The sequence below is a fragment of the Streptomyces sp. NPDC004284 genome (assembly GCF_042874035.1).
Lineage (GTDB): Bacteria > Actinomycetota > Actinomycetes > Streptomycetales > Streptomycetaceae > Streptomyces.
The window spans coordinates 83440-102412 of sequence record NZ_JBIAMJ010000020.1; the positions used below are offsets into that span (position 1 = coordinate 83440).

17 protein-coding genes are annotated in these 18973 nt (G+C 73.0%); 15 read left to right on the forward strand and 2 right to left on the reverse strand.

Translation table 11 applies throughout. The features are described from left to right. The first annotated feature begins 77 nt into the window (after positions 1-77). The 15 genes from ACFYUS_RS34360 (at position 78) to ACFYUS_RS34430 (ending at position 17020) form a co-directional block, all read left to right on the forward strand. On the forward strand, positions 78-470 hold the full coding sequence (locus tag ACFYUS_RS34360; RefSeq protein ID WP_388861325.1) for a hypothetical protein: 393 nt from the start codon (positions 78-80) through the stop codon (positions 468-470). A 516-nt stretch (positions 471-986) separates the two neighbouring features. Next, positions 987-1520, forward strand: a complete 534-nt coding sequence (locus tag ACFYUS_RS34365) for a DUF6879 family protein (RefSeq protein WP_388861328.1) — start codon at positions 987-989, stop codon at positions 1518-1520. Positions 1521-1712: 192 nt separating this feature from the next. Further along, entirely contained in the window at positions 1713-3608 is a 1896-nt protein-coding gene (locus ACFYUS_RS34370; protein WP_388861331.1) for a BTAD domain-containing putative transcriptional regulator, read from the forward strand. Between the two features lie 174 nt (positions 3609-3782). Beyond that, positions 3783-5366, forward strand: coding sequence for an acyl-CoA carboxylase subunit beta (locus ACFYUS_RS34375; protein ID WP_388861442.1), 1584 nt, complete (start codon positions 3783-3785; stop codon positions 5364-5366). Next, positions 5363-5611 carry an acyl-CoA carboxylase subunit epsilon gene (locus ACFYUS_RS34380; RefSeq protein WP_388861334.1) on the forward strand — a complete coding sequence of 83 codons (249 nt, stop codon included), beginning with the start codon at positions 5363-5365 and terminating at the stop codon, positions 5609-5611. The genes ACFYUS_RS34375 and ACFYUS_RS34380 overlap by 4 nt, the downstream gene beginning before the upstream one ends. Continuing rightward, on the forward strand, positions 5608-6600 hold the full coding sequence (gene fabD, locus ACFYUS_RS34385; protein ID WP_388861337.1) for an ACP S-malonyltransferase: 993 nt from the start codon (positions 5608-5610) through the stop codon (positions 6598-6600). The genes ACFYUS_RS34380 and fabD overlap by 4 nt, the downstream gene beginning before the upstream one ends. A 71-nt stretch (positions 6601-6671) precedes the next feature. Next, positions 6672-7085 (forward strand): acyl carrier protein, encoded by a 414-nt coding sequence (locus ACFYUS_RS34390; RefSeq protein WP_388861340.1) that lies wholly within the window; start codon positions 6672-6674, stop codon positions 7083-7085. After that, entirely contained in the window at positions 7057-7575 is a 519-nt protein-coding gene (gene acpS, locus ACFYUS_RS34395; RefSeq protein ID WP_388861343.1) for a holo-ACP synthase, read from the forward strand. Before ACFYUS_RS34390 ends, acpS begins: the two co-directional genes overlap by 29 nt. 25 nt (positions 7576-7600) lie before the next feature. Beyond that, a complete protein-coding gene (locus tag ACFYUS_RS34400) occupies positions 7601-8872 on the forward strand; it encodes a beta-ketoacyl-[acyl-carrier-protein] synthase family protein (RefSeq protein WP_388861345.1) in 1272 nt (423 codons plus the stop codon). Between the two features lie 28 nt (positions 8873-8900). Beyond that, positions 8901-10202, forward strand: coding sequence for a beta-ketoacyl-[acyl-carrier-protein] synthase family protein (locus ACFYUS_RS34405; protein WP_388861347.1), 1302 nt, complete (start codon positions 8901-8903; stop codon positions 10200-10202). A gap of 38 nt (positions 10203-10240) precedes the next feature. Continuing rightward, on the forward strand, positions 10241-12607 hold the full coding sequence (locus ACFYUS_RS34410; protein WP_388861349.1) for a beta-ketoacyl synthase N-terminal-like domain-containing protein: 2367 nt from the start codon (positions 10241-10243) through the stop codon (positions 12605-12607). Further along, positions 12604-13701, forward strand: coding sequence for a 3-oxoacyl-ACP synthase III family protein (locus tag ACFYUS_RS34415; protein ID WP_388861351.1), 1098 nt, complete (start codon positions 12604-12606; stop codon positions 13699-13701). The genes ACFYUS_RS34410 and ACFYUS_RS34415 overlap by 4 nt, the downstream gene beginning before the upstream one ends. Before the next feature lie 99 nt (positions 13702-13800). Beyond that, a complete protein-coding gene (locus tag ACFYUS_RS34420; RefSeq protein ID WP_388861443.1) occupies positions 13801-14796 on the forward strand; it encodes an aldo/keto reductase in 996 nt (331 codons plus the stop codon). Positions 14797-14892: 96 nt separating this feature from the next. After that, on the forward strand, positions 14893-16098 hold the full coding sequence (locus ACFYUS_RS34425; protein WP_388861354.1) for an FAD-dependent oxidoreductase: 1206 nt from the start codon (positions 14893-14895) through the stop codon (positions 16096-16098). A 40-nt stretch (positions 16099-16138) separates the two neighbouring features. Beyond that, positions 16139-17020, forward strand: coding sequence for an ester cyclase (locus ACFYUS_RS34430; RefSeq protein WP_388861357.1), 882 nt, complete (start codon positions 16139-16141; stop codon positions 17018-17020). Between the two features lie 145 nt (positions 17021-17165). Here the strand turns inward: ACFYUS_RS34430 and ACFYUS_RS34435 are convergent, their stop codons facing one another. Continuing rightward, positions 17166-18071 (reverse strand): glycosyltransferase, encoded by a 906-nt coding sequence (locus ACFYUS_RS34435; protein ID WP_388861360.1) that lies wholly within the window; start codon positions 18069-18071, stop codon positions 17166-17168. A gap of 15 nt (positions 18072-18086) precedes the next feature. After that, positions 18087-18899 (reverse strand): BTAD domain-containing putative transcriptional regulator, encoded by an 813-nt coding sequence (locus tag ACFYUS_RS34440; RefSeq protein ID WP_388861363.1) that lies wholly within the window; start codon positions 18897-18899, stop codon positions 18087-18089. Positions 18900-18973 lie beyond the last annotated feature (74 nt).

Genomic DNA, 18973 nt, shown 5'->3' on the forward strand with positions numbered 1-18973 from the left:
CCCGGGCGCGTCCCCCGTCGGGGTGGTCGCCCCCGGCCGGCCGTGACGCCCGGCCGGGGGCCGGAGGTCGTCCGGCCATGCGACGCATCATGATCTCCGGCGCGGCCGCGGCCGCGCTCCTGGCGGGCGCCGCGCCCACGCCCGCCGCCGTCCCCTCCGCCCCGGCCCGGACCACGGCGCCCCTCAACGCGTGCGGGTACGACGTGGCCGGCGGCTCGGTGAACATCAGGAGCGGGCCCTCGGCCCGTCACGCCTCGCCGGGACACCTGACCCGCGGGGACCTGGTCGACGTCGACCGGAAGTCGGGCGGCCGGTACCGGGTCGCGCTCTCCGAGCGCTCGCGCTCCGGCGTCCGGGCCGGGACGGTCGGGTGGGTCGCCGAGCGCTGTCTCAGGCCCTCGGTCTGCACGCGGCTCGACCAGGCCGGACCGTTCGTCCCGCCCGGGCCCCCGCGGGTTCGGCTCCGGTGAGGGCCCGGGCCGTTCCTGCGGCCGGGGCACGGCCGCCGGCGGCACCGGCGCCCGGCCGCGGAGCCGGAATCCGGGTCCGTGAGGACGGTGTCGCCGAGCCCCGCTCCGCGCTCCCCCGGCGTGAGGGGCGCGTCGGCATTCCCGGTGGCCGTGCGGAGCGGCCGGCCTCTCGCGCGGGTGCCGGCGGAAGGAGCGGCCCGGGGCCGCGCCCCGGGCCGGTGCGGACCGTCGGGGAACCGTCCGGGTGGTCACGGCGGAGGAACGGGCGGACCGGAAAAGCCGTTCGGGCAAAGGGGACGCCCGCCGCCCGGTCCGGCATCGCGGCCGGCGTGCCGTCGGCGCCGTGCGTCCGGCGGCGCGGGGGGCGGGGCGGGGGGTGGGTTCCAGCCAGACCGGGTCTCTAGTCCGGTTCTAGCCGGTGCCGCTCAACTGGTGGGCAAGGCCTGGGAGTCGGCTCTGCACGGTCGTTTGACGACTCAGCCGCGGCCTGATCTGTCCCTCGGATTGGAGATTCGCATGTCGAGCAATTTCCCGGCCTTCGCCGAACTGATCGCGCAGACCAAGCACTCCGCGGTGCACCTGGAGACGCGGGACGTCTACACCCCGCAGGGGCCGGTCTTCGTCGACTGGCAGAAGGGGGTGCCGATCGAGTACGACCGGCACGGCGACTGGGTCGAGCTGGTGCAGGACGCGATCGGGCGCGGGATCGACTGGCGGCGGGCGCGGATCGTGTCGGAGCCGGTGACCGACTTCATCCAGTACGAGTGGGAGACCACCACGATCGTCAACGTGCCCGCGGGCGAGAAGGTGCGCTGGCTGCCGCGGCAGCGGGCCTCGGACCTGCTGCTGCCGGGCAACGACTTCTGGGTGTTCGACGACTCCCTGGTGCGGTTCACCAACTTCCACGGCGACGGTTCCTGGGGGCCGCACGAGTTCTCGGAGGACCCCGAGCTGATCCGCCGGTGCAAGGAGGCGTTCGAGGCGGTCTGGGAGCGGGCCGTCGACCACGCCGACTACACGCCGCAGCGCAAGGAGCCGGCGGCCGGCTGACTTGCGCCATCGCGGCCCCGTGGGCGGGCCGTGCGCAGGACCCCTGTCACCCGTCGCCGTGGAGTGTTCCGCGGGGCGGGTGACGTGCGTTGTCGTGCCGGACGGGGCCCGGCGGGGCAGAGCGGAAATCAAGGGGCGCTGCATCGGCCGGAGTTACTTTTCCGGACACTGAAGGGATACGGGTGATCTTCGATGGAGCTCCGGATACTGGGATCGATAGAACTCTGGACAGGCAGTGCCCTGGCCGATCTCGGCCCCGCACGACAACGCAGCATTCTCGGTGTCCTGCTGGTCGATCCGGAAAGGCCTGTGCCGCTGGAGTCCCTTGTGGACCGGGTATGGGGGGACCGGCCGCCGGCGGGGGTCCGCAATGTGGTCCACACCTACATCACGCGGCTGCGGCGGGCGCTGGCCCGCGCGTCGGCCGATCTGCCCGAGCCGATCGGGCTGCTGCGGACCCCGGCCGGGTATCAGGTTTCGGCCGATCCGGGCACGGTGGACCTGGTGCGGTTCCGGCGGCTGCTGAAGAGCGCGCAGCAGGAGGGTCTGGGCGATCAGGAGCGCAGCACGCTGCTGCAGCAGGCGCTGCACCTGTGGCGGGGCGACGCGCTCGGCGGCATGCAGGGGGACTGGGCGGCCCGGCTGCGGGAGACGCTGCGGCAGCTGCATCACGAGGCGCTCAGCCTGTGGGCGGACGCGGAGATCCGGCTGGGGCGGCCCGGGGTCGTGCTGCCGGAGCTGCGGGCCGCGCTGCTGACCGATCCGCTGTCGGAGCAGCTGTGCGAGCGGCTGATGCTGGCGCTGTACCTGGAGGGGCGCAGCGTCGACGCGCTGGAGTACTACCAGGCGATGCGGCGGCTGATCTCCAAGGAGCTGGGCACGGATCCGTCGCGGCGGCTGCAGCGGCTGTACGAGGCGGTCCTGCGCGGTGAGGTGGCCGATCCCGCGCCGCCGGCCGAGCGCGCCGGCGGGGGCGAGCCGCGGGGTGCGGTGACGCACGGCACCGGCACGCTGCAGGTGGCCGAGCGGCCCCTGCCCGGTCCGCGGGTGCCGCAGATGCTGCCGCTGGACCTGCCCGACTTCACCGGGCGTGAGCGTGAACTCGATGTGGTGCAGCGGACGTTGACGCAGCCCACGGCATCGCAGCCGCCGGCGGTCGTGGTGGTGGGCGGCGGCGGGGTCGGCAAGACGGCGCTGGCGGTGCGGCTGGGGCACCGGCTGCAGCCGGCGTTCCCCGACGGGCAGCTGTACGCGGCGCTGCGCGGCAGCGGTGCGCGGGCGGCGGATCCGTACGCGGTGATGGGCCGGCTGCTGCGGGTGCTGGGGACGGATCCGGACCGGCTTCCGGCCGATCCCGACGAGCGGGCCGAGGTGTACCGGCTGGCGCTCGCGGGGCGCCGGCTGCTGCTGACCCTCGACGACGCGGTCGACGACGCGCAGGTGCTGCCCCTGCTGCCGGGCAGTGCGGACGTGGCGGTGCTGATCACCAGCAGGGGCCGGCTCAGTACGCCGCCCGGGGCCCGGGTCCTGCAGCTGCCGGACCTGCCGCACGGGCACAGTGTGCGGCTGCTGGCCCGGATGCTGGGGGCGGAGCGGGTGGAGCGGGAGCCGGCCGCGGCGGCCGCGATCGCGCGGTACTGCGGGGGGCTGCCGCTGGCGCTGCGGGCGGCGGCCGCGCGGCTCAACACCCGGCCCCACTGGTCGCTCAGCCGCTACGCGGAGCGGCTGAGCGATGTGGGGCGGCGGCTGGAGGAGCTGGCGCACAGCTCGCTGAGCGTGCGGGCCAGTTTCACCGCGTCGTACAACGCGCTGCCCAAGGACGCCCGTGAGGCGCTGCGGTGTCTGGCCCATCTGCCGGTGCCCGAGTTCGACGCGCATCTGGCGTGTCCGGTGCTGGGCAAGGACTTCGCCACCGTCGAGGACGCCTGTGAGCAGCTGGTGGAGGCGCACTTCCTGAGTGTGGCCGAGCCGGCGGGGGCCGATCTGCCCACGCGTTACCGCCTGGACGGGCTGCAGCGCAGCTTCGCCCAGGAGCTGGAATCCGGGCGGGTGGGCCTGCTGGAAGAGGCCGTCCATCTGTCGGTCTGACCGGGCTCACCTGGGGTTACACCCTCTATCAAGACGCGCTCCAGTCCCGCGCCCATCCGGGTGGCGGAGAGTCGTACCCGAAGCCACCTACGCGACAGGGCAGGAAGGAGTGGGACCGCAATGACGCCTCCGGACACTCCCCAGGCCGTGCTGCCGGACCTCGGCAGGACCGACATGGAACGCCGTCCACCGACACCGGCGCGCGCGCCCACGATGGCCGAACTGGCCGACGAGCTCGCCACCCGCAGGGCGCAGGCACACTTCGGGCACGACCCGGACGCCGACGCCCGGCATCTTTCCAAGGGCAAGCTGCTGGCTCGCCAGCGCATCGAGAAACTGCTCGACCCGGGCACGTTCACCGAGCTGGGGCTCTTCGCCGAGCACCGGGCGGTGGGCTTCGGGATGGAGGACTCGCACCCCGAGGGCGACGGCGTGATCACGGGCTGGGGTGAGATCGACGGCCGTACGGTCTTCGTCTTCGCCCATGACGCCCGGGTCCGCGGCGGCGCGCTGGGGGCGACGTTCGCCGCGAAGATCCACCAGCTGCTCGACTTCGCCGACTCCGTCGGCGCCCCGGTGGTCGGTCTCAACGACGGCGGCGGCGCCCGGATCCAGGAGGGCATCGACGCGCTGGCCGGGTTCGGGAAGCTGTTCGCCCGCAACGTCCGCGCCTCGGGCGTGGTGCCGCAGATCAGTGTGGTGCTCGGCTCCTGCGCGGGCGGCGCCGTCTACTCGCCGGCGCTGACCGACTTCACGTTCATGGTCGAGGGCATGGCCAACATGTTCATCACCGGGCCCGACGTGGTGCAGGCGGTGACGGGCGAGAAGGTCACGCACGAGGAGCTCGGCGGGGCGTACACCCACGGCAACCGCACCGGTGTGGCGAGTTTCGTGGCGCCGGACGAGGAGTTCTGCTTCGAGAGCGTGCGCGAGCTGCTGTCCTATCTGCCGTCGAACAACGCCGAGACGGCTCCCTACACCCGGCCGGCGGACGATCCCGACCGGCGGTGCGAGGAGCTGCTGAAGCTGGTGCCGGTCGACGACCGGACGCCGTACGACATCAGGACGGTCATCGGGCACATCGTCGACGACGGCGACTACCTGGAGGTCCAGGAGAGCTGGGCGCAGAACATCGTGTGCGCGCTGGCCCGGCTGGACGGTCACACGGTGGGCATCGTGGGCAACCAGCCGGCCGCCATGGCGGGGGTGCTGGACATCGACTCCTCGGAGAAGGCCGCCCGGTTCGTGCGCACCTGCGACGCGTTCAACATCCCGCTCGTGACGCTGGTCGACGTGCCGGGGTTCATGCCCGGTACCGACCAGGAGCACAACGCGATCATCCGGCGCGGTGCGAAGCTGCTGTACGCGTACTGCGAGGCGACCGTGCCGCGGGTGCAGGTGATCCTGCGCAAGGCGTTCGGCGGGGCGTACATCGTGATGGACTCCAAGTCGATCGGTTCCGACCTGTCGTTCGCCTGGCCGTCGAACCAGACGGCCGTGATGGGCGCGGACGGCGCGGCGAACATCATCTTCCGTCGTCAGCTGCGGGAGGCGGTGGATCCGGAGAAGCTGCGCAAGGAGCTGATCGCCGAGTACACCGAGCAGCTGATGAATCCGTTCGTGGCCGCGCAGCGCGGTCACGTCGACGATGTCATCGATCCGGCGGACACCCGCCGGGTGCTGATCAAGTCTCTGGACATGCTGCGCACCAAGCGGGCTCGGCAGCCCGTCCGCAAGCACGGGAACGAGCCGCTGTGAGCGGGCCGGAGATCACTCCGCTGACGGTGGTGCGGGGCAACCCGACACCGGAGGAGCTGGCCGGGCTGCTGGTCGTGCTCGCCGCGCTGCGCGGCGCTCCCGGCGAGCTGGCCGTGCCGCCGGGCTCCGAGCGCCGCTGGGGCCGGCCGTCCGGCTGGAAGAGCGCGCAGCCCGCCGTCGCCGCACCGGACGCGGCCGGCTGGCAGCGCTCCCCCGCACCGACCCATGAAAGGACTACCCGATGACCGGTTGGACCGGCCCCGGCAGTGACGGTACGGGCTGCCTGGCCATGTTCCCCGGACAGGGATCGCAGCGGCCCGGTATGGCCAAGCACCTGCTCGACGCCTATCCCTCGGCCCGGCGGCTGTTCGCCCGTGCCGACGAGATCCTGGGTCTGCCGCTGTCGGAGATCTGTGTGACCGGCAGTGCCGAGGAGCTCGGGCGCACCGAGGTCACGCAGCCCGCGATCGCCACCACCAGTCTGGCCGTGTGGGAGCTCTTGCGGTCGGCCGGTTACCGGCCGGCGGCGACGGCGGGCCACAGTCTGGGCGAGTACCCGGCGCTGGTGGCCGCGGGGGTGCTGTCCTTGGAGTCGGCCCTGGAGCTGGTGCGGCTGCGCGGCCGGCTGATGGGCGAGGTGGCCCGTGAGGTGCCCGGTGCGATGGCGGCCGTGCTGGGTCTGCCCGCGGAGGAGGTGCTGGCCGCCTGCGGCAGCGCCGAGGGGCTGGGCCTGGTCCAGGTCGCGAACTACAACGAGCCGCTGCAGACGGTCATCTCGGGGCACGCCCACGCCGTCGAGGCGGCCGGGCGGACGGCGCTGGACGCCGGCGCCGACAAGGTCGTGAAGCTGGACGTGGGGGCGCCTTTCCACTGCTCGCTGATGTCGGCGGTGGAGGAGGAGTTCACCGAGGCGCTCGCCGTCCATCCGTTCGCCGATCCGGTGCTGCCGGTGATCAGTTCGGTCACCGGTACCTACATCGGGTCGGGCGAGGAGGCCAGGGAGCTGCTGCGGCGCCAGCTCACCGGCCCCGTCCGCTGGGTCGAGGTGCTGCGCACGGCGGCCCGGCACCCGGTGGGCGCGTACACCGAGATCGGTCCCGGTCGGGTGCTCAGCGGGCTGGCCCGCCGCACCCTCGGGGAGGCCCGCACCCGCTCCACCGGAGACCCGCGTCGGCTCACGGCGCTGCACGGCGAACTGGCCCCGCAGGCGTGGCAGGAGCCGGTGGCGTCCTGACGTCGCGCGAACCACCGGCCGCACAGGCCCGGTTCGTTCCTCTCCAGCAATTCTACGAAGGGTAAGGAAACATGTCGTACGACGGTAAAGACTTCGGCGCCATCGTCCAGGAGGCGGTCGCCGACGCGCTCGGCATCGACGTCGAGGAGGCCGTTCCCGAGGCCACGCTGCTGGGCGATCTGGACGCGGAGTCGATCGACCTGCTCGATGTGCTGTTTCGCATCGAGAAGGCCGCGGACGTGAAGATCAAGGTGTCGGACATCGCCGAGCTGCTCCAGGGCGGGATACCGGACGAGGAGTTCGCCGACGAGAACGACATCATCAACGAGGTCGGGCTGGCGCAGCTGAAGAAGTCGCTGCCGCAGATCGATGTGGAGGAGCTGGCCGGCAAGCTCACGGCCGACGAGGTGCTGTCCCTGTTCACCGTGCAGAACCTGACGGACCTGGTGACCGAGCGTGCCGCCCTCGCCGCGGCCGCTGCGTAAGCAGGGCGCGGGGCGGTCACCGGACGGCGCCGCCCCGCCACCGCTGCGGGTGCGCACCGGCATGGACCTGGCCGAGGTGTCCCGGGTGGAGGAGCTGATGTCCTCTCAGCCCGAGCTTCGCGAGCGGGTGTTCACCGCTCGGGAGCTGGCCTACTGCTACCGGCGCAAGCGGGCCGGTGAGCATCTCGCCGGCCGCTGGGCCGCGAAGGAGGCCGTGCTGAAGAGCCTGGGGACCGGTATGGGTCCGCGCATGGAATGGACGGACATCGAGGTCGTCAACGACCGTGCCGGGCGTCCCCGGGTGCGGCTGTACGGGGAGGTCGAGGCGGTGGCCCAGTCGCTGGGCATGGCCTCCATCGACATCTCGCTGAGTCACAGCGGAGGTCTCGCGGTCGCGCACGCCGTCATGGTGTGCGAGCCGACCGCGCCGTACACCGCACCGGCCCACACCACGGACACGGCAGAAGCAGAAGGAGACGAAACGGCATGAGGCCTGACGAGACGGAGGCGCCGCGATGAGCCGCAGGGTGGTCATCACCGGCGTGGGCGCCGTCACGCCGCTGGGCAACGACGCGCCGAGCACATGGCAGGGACTGGTCGAGGGGCGCAGCGGGGTAGGCCGGCTGACGACGATCGACACCACCGGTTTCGACGTGACGATCGCCGGTGAGGTGAAGGGCTTCCGGCTGCAGGACGCGGTGCCCTCCTCGGTGGGCCTGCGGCATCTGCTGCGGCCGGGCACCTTCGGTGTGGGTGCGGCGTGGGAGGCGCTGCGCGACGCGGGGGTCGACAAGGACACGTACGACGGCGCGGACATGGGTGTGGCCATGGGCGCCTGTGTGGACCGGCCGGATCTGCAGTGGCTGGTGGACGTCGGGGCGCTGCGCGACCGGACCGGCCGCGCGGACGCGTTCTCCACGTACGCGCCGTCGGACGCCCTGGCCTACAGCCAGAACATCGCGTCGGCGGCGATGGCCCGGATGCTGGACGCGACCGGCCCGATGCTGGGTGTGTCCACCGCGTGCTCGGCTTCCGGGCACGCGGTCGGGGAGGCGTTCCGCACCCTTCAGGAGGGTGATGCCTCGCTGATGCTGGCCGGCGGCTACGACTCGCTGACGACCTGGCTGGACGTGCTGTGCTTCGGCCTGCTGGGCGCGCTGACGAAGGACTACAACGACGATCCGCAGCGGGCCAGCCGTCCCTTCGACGACAAGCGCTCCGGGTTCGTCCTCGGCGAGGGCGGCGTCGTGCTGGTCCTGGAGGAGCTGGAGGCGGCGCGGGCCCGCGGGGCGCGGATCCTCGCCGAGGTCCTGGGCTACGGCACCAGTCTGAACGCCTGGCGGATGACGGATTCGCCGCCGGACGGCAGTGGCGCCATCGAGTCCATCGAGGCGTCGATCGCGGACGCCGGGCTGGAGCCGGGCGACATCGACTACGTCGTGGCGCACGGCACCAGCACCCCGGGCAACGACCTGTCGGAGACCACGGCGATCAAGAAGGTGTTCGGCGACGCCGCCGAGCGGCTGGTGATCAGCTCGCCGAAGTCGATGACCGGTCACCTGACCGCGGCGTCGGCGGCGCTGAGCCTGCTGACCGCCGTCGGGGCGATCAACCACGGGGTGGTGCCGCCGACCATCAACCAGGAGACGCCCGACAAGCGCCTGGGCCTGGACTTCGTGCCGAACACGGCACGCCGGCAGGAGGTACGGCACGCCCTGATCAACGCGTTCGCCTTCGGCGGCACCAACGTCGGTCTGGTCGTGGGGCGTTACGAGGAGAAGCGATGACGACCCGACAGCGACACGGAGGAGCGCGATGAGCGGCAGCGGACGTCAGGTCGTCATCAGCGGCATCGGCCTGGTGACCGCCCTGGGCGAGGGTCCGGAGGCCAACTGGAAGGCGCTGGTGGCCGGGGAGAGCGGGATCGGGCCGATCCAGGCCTACGACCCCTCGCCGCTGCAGACCCGGCTCGGCGGCGAGATCCCCGACTTCGACGCCACCCGGTACGCCACCAAGCGCCAGCTGCGCACCGTCAACCGCGGTGACCGGCTCGCGCTGGCCGCGGCCCGGATCGCGCTGGACGACGCGGGCCTGCCGCACAAGCAGTCCGGCGGCGACGAGCTGGGCTACCGCACGGGCCTGTACCTGGGCGGCAACAAGTCGCTGGGCCGCATGGAGCAGCTGATCGAGGAACTGAAGGTGATCCGCCGCCCGGACGGCACGGCCGACCTGGCGCACCTGGCCCGGCACGGCGATGTCATCATGCCGCCGCTGTTCTTCGTCGAGGGGCTGCCGGCCGGCGCGGTGTTCAACATCTCGCAGACCTACGGCATCCGGGGCTCCAGCACGTTCTTCGCGGGGTACGCGGACGCCGGCGCCACCGCGATCGGCCGGGCCATGCGCGCGGTGCGCCGCGGGGACGCGGACGTGGCGATCGCCGGCGGCTACGACGACGCCACCAGCTGGTGGTCGATGACGCTGCTGGACCGGCTGGGGATCCTGACCACCCGCAACGAGCAGGGGCAGCAGGCCTACCGGCCCTACGACCGGGACCGCAGCGGCGGGCTGCCCGGCGAGGGCGCGGCGCTGCTGGTGCTGGAGGAGAAGCAGGCGGCGCTGGCGCGCGGGGCCCGGATCTACGCCGAGATCACGGGGTACGGGGCCGGGCACGACGGCCGTACGCCGCCGTCGGCGGACCCCGAGGGCCGTGGTCTGGCCCGGGCGGTGCGGCGTTCCCTGGAGGACGCCCGGCTGTCCGCCGGCGACCTGGGCTACATCGCCTCGGACGGGTCGGGGACCCGGCTGGGGGACGCGAGCGAGGCCGTCGCGCTGCGGACCGCGCTGGGCGAGGCCGTCTCGTCGGTGCCGGTCAGCACCCCCAAGCCGCAGACCGGTCACCTCGTCGGCGGCGGTGGTGCGCTGAACGCGGCCGTGTCCGCGCTGGCGCTGCACCACGGGGTCGTGCCCGCGACGCTCAACCTCGACGATCCCGACCCGGTGTGCGCCCTGGACCATGTCCGCGGCGGTGCCCGGGAGACCAGGCCCTCGCATGCGATGGCGCTGGCCCGGGGCATCGAGGGACAGGCCGTGGCCCTGACCTTGTCCCGGCCGGCGTGAGCGGCTGAGCAGCCCGTGCAGAGAAGGAAGCAGACGCAATGACTGACGTTCCTGACCAGACCGTGGGCGTGGTGATCGCCTCCGTGGGGGCGATCACCCCGCACGGCGGTTCGGCCGAGGCCCTGTGGGAGGCGGTGCGCGCCGGGCGGGTGGCGATCTCGCCCGTGCGCCGCCTGCCCATGGACGACTACCAGACCACGCTGGGTGGCGAGATCACCGAGCCGTGCGCGCCGGGTTACGACTACGCCGCGGGCTCGCCGGCGCGTGACCGGGCCGTCGATTTCGCGCTGGCCGCCGCCGAGGAGGCCATGGCCGCCTCGGGCCTGCGGGTCGGCACGGACATCCCGGCCGAGCGGTGGGGGGTGGCGTACGGCACCTGTCACGGTGGCTGGCGCAGTGCCGAGCTCGCCCTGCGGGAGGTGCGGGAGGGGGGCACGCCGGACTGGCGGCGCTACACCTTCGTGCCGCCGCAGGCCGGCGCGGAGGCGCTGTCGGCCGCTTTCGGTCTCAAGGGTCCGGTGCTCAGCGCCAACACGGCGTGTGCCGCCAGCGCCCACGCGCTCGCCCACGCCCTGGAGGTGATCCGGGCGGGAGCGGCCGACGCGATGCTGGTGGGCGGCAGTGATGCCTTCACCGAGTCGGCGTTCGCCGGGTTCAGCAGTCTGTGGTCCCTCTCCCCCCAGCCCGCGGCGCCCTATTCGAAGGACCGGTCGGGTCTGACGCTGGGCGAGGGCGGCGGGATGCTCGTGCTGCTGTCGAAGGAGGCGGCCGAGCGCACCGGCGCCCCGGTGGTGGCCGAGGTCCTCGGCTACGGCCTGTCCGCCGACGGCCATCACCCCACGGCGCCGCACCCGGAGGGCGAGGGCGCGGCCCGGGCGATCCGCGCGGCGCTGGCCTCCTCGGGTCTGGTCCCCGACGACATCCGGTACGTCAACGGGCACGGCACGGGTACCGAGAAGAACGACTCGGCGGAGAGCAACGCGGTGCGTGCCGCGCTGGGCGAGGCCGCCGAGAAGGTCGCGCTGTCCAGCACCAAGTCGATGATCGGCCATCTGCTCGGCGCGGCCGGCGCGGTGGAGGGCATCGTGACGGTGCTGGCGCTGCGCGACCAGGTGGCGCCGCCGACGGCGTCGTTCACCCAGGTCGATCCGCAGTGCGGTCTGGACCCGGTGGCCGGGACCGGCCGGCCGATGGTGCTGGACACCGCGCTGTCCAACAACTTCGGGTTCGCCGGCGCGAACGCGACCATCGCCTTCGCCCGCCCCGGCGGTCCCGGCGCGCCGGCTCCGGCCGTGGGCGCGGACGAGGTCGTGGTCACCGGCTTCGGGGTGATCACCCCGGCCGGTGAGGGGCCGGAGGCGCTGTGGGAGGCGTACGCGGCGGGGCTCGGGCACGGGGTGGTCGAGGACGGGCTGCGCCTGGCGCGGGCCGAGTTCGACCGCTCGGTCGTCGGCACGCCCCGGGAGCGCCGGCGCATGGACAAGGTCTCCCAGCTCGCCGTCGCCTCGTGCCGGGCCGCCCTGGGCGCGGCGGGGGCGGACGGCGACGCCGAGGCGCTGGCCGCGACCGGTGTGGTGCTGGGCACCGCGATCGGGCCGATGGAGAGCAGCGAGCGGTTCACCGTTCCGGTGCTGTCCGAGGGTGCGCGGGAGGCGAACCCGGCGGTGTTCACCAACACCGTGTACAGCGGTGCGGCCGGTCATGTGGCCATGGCGCTGGGCACCAAGGGGCCGACGTCGACGCTGACGTCGGGTCACGCGGCGGGTGCCGCGGCCCTGGGGGTGGCCTACGACCTGCTGCGTGCCGGGCGTGCCGAGCGGCTGCTGGTGCCGGCGGTGGAGGCGTTCTCGCCGGCCACGCTGGCCGCGTACCGCAGCATCCCGCTGTTCGGTTCGGCGGCCGGGCGCCGGTACACGCTCGCCGAGGCCGGTATCGCGCTGGTGCTGGAGCGCCGGTCGAGTGCCGAGCGGCGCGGTGCGCCGATCCATGCCGTGGTCCTGGGGCACGCGACCGCTTCGGACGCGTGCGGCATCGGCCGGTGGGATCCGTCCGGTGACGGGGTGGAGCGGGCGATGCGCCAGGCGCTCGACCGGGCCGGGCTCGCACCGGGTGACGTCGGGACGCTCTGGGCGAGCGCGGCGGGTCTGGCCGCCGTCGACCGTCCCGAACAAGCCGCGGTGGAGCGGGTGTTCGGTCCGGGCCGGGTGCGGATCGAGGCCCCCAAGCGGGTGCTCGGCGAGCCGGTCGGCGCCGGCGCCCACCTGTCGGCGGTCCTGGCCGTCGGTGCCTGGCGCCGGGGCGGGGACCCGCGTCCGGTCCTGGTCAACAGCTCCTCCCTCGGCGGCACCCACACCTCGCTCGTCCTGTCCCCCGTCCCTCTTCCCGCAACGGAGTCCGGTCGATGACCACCGCGTACGACGTCAAGATCCTTTCCACCGGTGCCTATGTGCCCGGTGAGCCGCTGGACAATGCCACGCTGGAGAAGTACGTCGGGCCGCTGCCCGACGACGTCCTGGAGGGCATCCAGGTCAAGACCCGGTACTGGATGATCGACCCGGTCACCGGTGAGCACCGGATCAACAACAGCCGGATGGCCGAGCGTGCCTCCCGGCAGGCTCTGGAGCGGGCCGGTGTGGAGCCCGAGGAGCTCGACCTGATCGTGGTGTGCACGGCGACGCCGGAGTACACGCTGCCCAACGTGGCCACCACCCTGCAGCACTACCTGGGGCTGGAGAGCGTCGCCGCGATCGAGATCCGCGGGGCGTGCGCGGGCTGGGTGCAGGCGCTGGACCTGGCCCGGCGGCAGCTGGCCGACGGCACGGCGCGCACCGCGCTGGTGGTGGGCAGCGAGGCCGGTTCGCCGGTGCTGGCGCCGCACTTCCTGGGCAAGGACCCGGCGCGGGTGCGGATGCGTGACCGGCTGACGCTGTACACCTTCGGTGACGGTGCGGGGGCCGTGGTGATGCGGGCCGAGCCGGCCGGCGAGTCCTCGGCGGACGAGTTCGCGTTCGTCAACGCGTGTGTGGGCGGTCTGCGCAAGCCCGGCATGGAGATCATCGGCGGCGGTACGGACGTGCCGCAGGCCGAGCAGCTGCGCCGCAAGCAGCTGATCCAGATGAAGATCGACGTGCCCGGCACCACCACGTTCGGTCCGCAGGTGTTCGTCCGGGCGATCCAGGAGATGGCCCGCAAGGACGGCCGGGCGCTCGGGGAGTTCGACGCGATCGTGCTGCCGGAGGGCAACGCCGACTACTTCGCCGACGAGTTCGAGTCCGCGGGGCTGTCCGCCGAGGACATCCGGGCGCTCGACGGGCGGATCGTGGAGAACCTGGCCGAGGTGGGGGCCACCGGTTCGGCCGCGGTGCCGCTGTCGCTGGACGCGGGCTGGACCTCGGGCCGCATCAAGCCCGGTGACCGGATCGTGCTGCTGGGCATCGAGGCCAGCCGGTACATCTACACCGGTCTGTCGCTGACCTGGCAGGCTCCGCAGGCGGCCTGACCAGCCCGCCCCGCCCCCCTTTTTTCCGTTCAAGTCTTCTGAAGTCTTCTCAAAGTCGCCTCAACGCTGAGACGCAGCTCCTGGAGGAATCACGTGGCAATCAAGCACCGCACGCTGGGCACGCCCGGACTGGACGTCCCGGCCCAGGGCCTGGGTTGCATGGGCATGACGTTCGGGTACGGCAACGCGGACGCGACCGAGGCGCTGGCCACCATCGACCGGGCGCTGGAGCTCGGTGTCAATCTGCTGGACACGGCCGACATGTACGGCCCGCACACCAATGAGGAGCTGATCGGCCGGGCCATCGCCGGGCGGCGCGACCAGGTGGTCCTCGCCTCCAAGGTGGGCAACGAGATCGGCGCCGACGGGCAGCTGACGTGGCGGATCAACGGCCGCCCCGACTACATCCGCCGGTCGATCGAGGGGACCCTGCGCCGTCTGGGCACCGACCACCTCGACCTGTACTACCTGCACCGGGTCGACCCCGAGGTCCCGGTGGAGGAGAGCTTCGGCGCGCTCGCCGAGCTGGTGCAGGCCGGGCTCGTCAAGCACCTGGGGATCTCCGAGGCGGGGCCGGCGACCATCCGCCGGGCGCACGCGGTGCATCCGCTGACCGCCGTGCAGACCGAGTACTCGCTGTTCACCCGGGACGTCGAGGTCAACGGCGTGCTGGACACCGTGCGCGAGCTGGGCATCGGCTTCGTGGCCTACAGCCCGCTCGGCCGCGGCTTTTTGACCGGCACGATCCGCGACACCTCCGACATCCCCGAGGGTCTCGACTTCCGGCGCATCGCCCCGCGGTTCAAGGACGAGAACATCCGCCGGAACCTGCCGGTCGTCGACCAGCTCAGCGATCTGGCCGCCGCGGCCGACACCACCGTCGTCCGGCTCGCGCTGGCCTGGGTGCTCTCCCGCGGCGAGGACGTCGTCGCCATCCCCGGCACCAAGCGGCGCACCTACCTGGAGGAGAACGTCTCCGCGGCCGACCTGGAGCTGTCCGCCGACGTCCTGGCGGCGATCGACACGATCGCCCCGTACGGGGTCACGGCCGGCAACCGCTACCCGGACGCCGAGATGGCCGCGCTCACCCGCTGAGCCCCCTTCTCGCCCCCGCCCCCTCCCGCTCCCCCACACCCCCCACCCCTTCCGCCCCCGCCGTCCGCCTCCGCCCCGACCTCCGGGAGAATGAACATGTCCGCTCAGACGCCTCGCCCCCTACGCCGGGTCCTCATCGCCGGCGGCGGGATCGGCGGCATCGCCACCGCCCTCGCCCTCCAGCAGCAGGGCATCGACTCCGTCGTCTTCGAACGCGCTCCCCAGCTGCGCGACGGCGGCGCCGGACTGCACATCTGGACCAACGGCATGCTCGCCCTGGAGCGCCTGGGGGTCGCCGACCAGGTCTCCGCGATCGCCCCCGCCCAGGACGCGTGCCACTTCGCGACCTCGGCCGGCCGGACCATCGGCACGTGGCCGGTGGGCCAGTTCGTCGAGCGCTACGGGCAGCCCACGGTCGCCATCGGCCGCTCCGACCTCCACGGCATCCTGCGTGACGCCGTCACCGCGCCGGTCGTCACCGGCGCCGAGGTCACCGGGTACACCGAGCACGCCGACGGGGTGAGCCTGCACTTCGCCGACGGCACCTCCGAGGACGGCGACCTGCTGATCGGCGCCGACGGAGTGCGCTCCGCCGTCCGCGCCCAGCTGCTGGGCCCCCAGCCGCCCGACTACACCGGCTACATCGCCTGGCGCGGCCACGCCGAGATGAGCCCCGAGGAGTTCCCGCCCGGCACCTTCCAGGCCCTGTTCGGCCCCGGAACCCGCTTCACGTACTACGACATCGCCCCCGGCGTCGTGCACTGGATGAGCGTCGCCGACGGCCCCGCCGGCGGCCGCGACGAGGGCACCCCCGAGCAGACCCTGGACATGCTGCGGGCCCGGCACGCCGGCTGGGCCGACCCGAAGGTGCGCCAGATCCTGGACGCCACCGTGCCGGAGAGCATCCTGCGCGGCGACGTCCTGGACCGCAAGCCCGACCCGGTCTGGGGACGGGGCCGGGTCACCCTGCTCGGCGACGCCGCGCACGCCATGAGCTTCAACATCGGACAGGGCGCCTGCCAGGCCATCGAGGACGGCCTCGTCCTGGCCGGGCACCTCGTCTCCGGTGCCGGCATCCCCCAGGCCCTGCGCGCCTACGAGGCCGAACGCCAGGAGCGCACCCACCCGATGCAGCTGCTGGCGCACCGCATCGGCGTGCTCGGCTCGCTGCAGAACCCGGCCGCGGTCTGGCTGCGCGACCGGTTCATGGCCCTGACCTGGAACAAGACCTTCCAGTCCACGGAACGCGACCACGTCGCCTACGGCGCGCGCTGGAAGTCCGGCGCCCCCGCCTCGGTGTGACGCACGTTCGTATCCGACCGACGACGAGAGGACCACTGCGATGACCACCGCCGCCACCACCGACCAGGCGCACGCACTGTGGGAGAGCAACGAGGAGCGCAACAAGGCGACGATCCGGCGCGTCTTCGCCGAGTTCGTCAACCAGGGTGACGCCTCGCTCGTGGACGAGCACTACCGGCCGGACATCGTCGACCACGCCGGCCTGCCCGGGGCGCCCGAGGGCGCCGAGGGCGTGAAGTACACCATCGCCGGGCTGCGTGAGGCGTTCCCCGACTTCAACGTCACCATCGAGGACATCAGCGCGCACGACGACATGGTCGTCATCCACAACACCTGGCGCGGCACCCATCTGGGCGAGCTGCTCGGCATCGCGCCCACCGGCCGTTCGCTGCTGTCCGTCGGCATCGTCATCTGGCGGTTCGACGAGGAGGGCAGGATCGCCGAGCGCTGGGAGCACGGCGTGTCGTCGAACATGTTCGCCGCGCTCGGCCTGCGGATGCTGGCGCCGCGCAAGGGCCGCCGGCGTGCCGTGGAGGGGGCCCGGACCGTGACGCGGACCGTGCCGCTCAGGTCCGGCAAGCCGCTGGCCTGGCAGCAGCTCGTCGACGAGCTGCAGGGTCCGCGGCTGCGCGAGTACGAGGCCTCCCGGCGCAGGCTGGGCATCACCGGCGAGGTGCTGCGCATCGACCCGCGGCCCGACCGGGACCACGTGATCGTGCACTTCGAGACGGCCGACCCGGAACGGACCAGGAAACGCTGGGCGGAGTCGAAGCACCCCTTCGACCAGTGGCTGCGCGAGCAGATCCTCGACATCCACGGCGAGGACCCCTGGATCGGCCCCGCCACCTCCTACGAGTCGGCCGGGCTGGCCTGGACGATACCGCCGCAGCTCACCTCGGACCGGCCCGACGGGGCGCGCTGACCCGCCGGCGGTCCGCCCAGCGGGGTTCCAGCCCGCCTCCAGACGCGGACGGCAGACTGGGATCTCCCCCGGACGACGGGCCCGCGCCGTACCTCCCCCGGCGGCGCGGGCCTGTCAATTCGTCTGTCCGGGCGCCTGCCGGGGCTCAGACCAGTGCCTCGATGTCGGGGACGAGGTCGGCGGGCTGGGGCATGCGGGCGATGCTCTGGCCCAGTTTCGCGGCCGCGGGCAGCACCCGGCCGCCGTTGACCAGCTCGGCTATGTGGAAACGCAGCCGCAGCATGGTGGAGTCGCCCGCCAGTTCGTCGTCCGTCAGGCACCGGCCGATGCCGGCCTGCTCCAGGCGCTTGCCCGCCGCCCATTCCTCCTCCCCCGCCGGCAGCACCAGCTGGGAGACCCCGTAGCGGGCGGCCGCGTACACGATGCCCTCGTCGCCGCCGTGGACGACCAGGACGCTGCCCCGCAGCACCACGCTCCAGGGATGGTCGTCGCCCGTCAGCATGACGACCTGCAGGCCGAGGCTTTCGACGCCCTCGGCGACCCGGCGGAACAGCGCCGCCCGGCGCAGGTCCTCGGGCCCGGTCCCGGTCGGCATGCCGGTGATGCAGACCCGCGGAAGCAGCGCCAGCTCGGTGAGCCAGGGCAGCGGCTGGGCGGGCAGTTCGTAGGCGTCGCAGCGCACCTGCCAGGCATCGGGCTCCGGCCGTTCCCGCAGCAGCGGGGGGCAGGGGTCGATCCAGACGGTCGGCCGCGGCGACAGCGGCGGATGGGCGTACGGAAGATACCCGAGGGTGGGCACCGTGGACTCGGCCGCCAGGGCGGCCGACTCCGGGCACAGCGGATCGTGGACCACCAGGTCGGGCCGCCAGGCCCGGCTGAAGCGCTGCGGGGCGGCCAGGACCGGGACGAGCCCGGCCCGGACCACGCGGTGGCGGATCCGGGCCGGACCGGCGAAGCGGACCTCATGGCCGGCCGACTGCAGTTCCCTCGCGAGCAACACCAGGCGCAGTGCCGCCGGCACGCCGAGGCCCGCCGAGAAGAGCACACGCACAGTTCCTCCCTGGGGTCATCTGGCGAAGCGGTCGAGCACCCGCCCGGTCCCGGCGTCGGCGTCCAGCGCCGGGTCGCTCCCGAGCACGGCCCGCTGCAGCTGCTGCAGCCGCTGCGAGGGCTCGATGCCCAGCTCCTCCACCAGCCGCGTGCGCAGGTTCTGGAAGACGTCCAGCGCCGCGGAGGGCCGCCCGGCCCGGTAGAAGGCCACCATGGACTGGGCGTGCAGCCCCTCGTGCAGCGGGTGGCGGGCGACCAGCGCGGTGAGCTCGGTGAGCAGTTCGCCGTGCCGGCCGAGCCGCAGCTCGACGTCGATGCGCCGCTCCAGCACTCCCAGCCGGCTCTCCTCCAGCCGCATCGCCTCGATCTCCAGCAGCGGACCGGTGCGCACGTCGACCAGGGCCGGGCCCCGCCACAGGGCGAGGGCCTCCCGGAACAGCTCCGCGGCCTGGGCGTGCTCGCCGCGGTCGAAGGCGCGCTGGCCGAGGGAGGACAGCCGGTCGTGCTCGTGGGCGTCGATGCTGCCGGGCTCGGTGTGCAGGAGGTATCCCCCGTGCCGGGTCAGCAGCAGTTCCTTGGAGCCGCCGGGCTCTCCGTCGAGCGCTTTCTCCATGCAGCGCCGGAGCTGGAGGATGTAGGTCTGCAGGGTGGTGAGTGCGCTGCGGGGCGGGGCGTCGCCCCAGATCTCCTCCATCAGCGCGGACACCGGCAGGACCTGATTGGCGTAGATGGCGAGCAGTGCCAGGATCTGGCGCGGCTTCGCCGCTGTGGGGAGGATCGGAACGCCCTTCAGCTCGGCTTCCAAAGACCCCAGAACAGAGATTCGCATGCGGCCCCCTTATGTCTCTGTCATCGGACCTTGAACCTCCCACGAGCCGGCCTCGTGCGGACAGTGCGTCGCTC